The sequence below is a fragment of the Anditalea andensis genome, assembly GCF_000714815.1.
Classification (GTDB): domain Bacteria; phylum Bacteroidota; class Bacteroidia; order Cytophagales; family Cyclobacteriaceae; genus Anditalea; species Anditalea andensis.
The window spans coordinates 1-1051 of record NZ_JMIH01000056.1 but is presented as its reverse complement, the minus strand read 5'-3'; the positions used below and the strand labels follow the sequence as shown (position 1 = coordinate 1051).

The 1051-nt window shown below is 36.9% G+C and carries 1 protein-coding gene; it reads left to right on the top strand.

From position 1 onward, the window contains the following. The coding region (locus tag EL17_RS22320) for a hypothetical protein (protein WP_316932685.1) at positions 1-1049 on the top strand (1049 nt) is incomplete at its 5' end. Positions 1050-1051 lie beyond the last annotated feature (2 nt).

The window sequence follows — 1051 nt, the reverse complement described above, 5'->3', positions numbered from 1 at the left end:
TCAGGGTGGACTATTTGGGTAATCTTAAGGTTCATGATGTGAACCCAGTTTCCAAAATTGTGCTTTTTGAAGAAGGAGGGCATTATTCCCAAGAAATCAATATTGCAGATTTTGACGGAAATATCATCAATTCATTTTCAAAATATGGGGATTTGCCTGACGCTTATGGTATATTATTGAGCACCATGAGATTGGTGGATGACAACAGGATTTTGATATATGGATCAAATGGGTTTTTAACATATGATTTTGAAGGGAGCATGTTATCCCGTGTTAAGCTTGTCGATTTTGAACCACCAAATTATACTCCGGTATTTACCGGGCACGGTATGGAAAAATCAAAGGACAGGTATTTATATGTGAACCAGGGTTTTCCGCCAAATAAAGATTATTCAGATAAGCATATATATAACGACATGTATTTATTAAACTGGCTCAACCCTAAGACGGGAGAGAAAGAACCTTTTGTTCAATTTCCAGAAAGCAGTGTTTTTCGGAATGGAAAATATTTTTTCAGAAATTCATGGGATCCGGTATATACTTTAACTGATGACAAAATATATGTGGCTTTTGGATTGGAACCGGTCATATATGTTTATAATAATAGCAAACCTTATTCCTTGCTGTCCAGCATCCCACTTGATCTGCCGGAATACAGGTATTTTAAGGGCGCGGATGCATTTTCTTCCCATTGGTCATTTATTGGATTAAAGTTTACTTCAGGAATGATATTAAATATTAAAAAATTTGATGGCTATTTCTTGGTGGCTTATTTCCCAGGATACGATAATGCGGATTCCGAAATGAGGTTTTCAAATAAATCTCAGGAGGAAACCATAAATTTTAACAACAGGATGAAGCAGAAATATCCTTACCACATCGCCGTCTTGGACTCCTCTGGCATTTTTATTAATAATTTTGTGCCGGAAGGACTGGAAGCTTATAGTATGATGATTCGTAACGGAGAACTCTGGATGCTAGAAAAACCTGACGAAGATGTGGAGCAAGATTATTTTCGGCTATTTCGGGTGGGGCTGAAGTATAATTGATG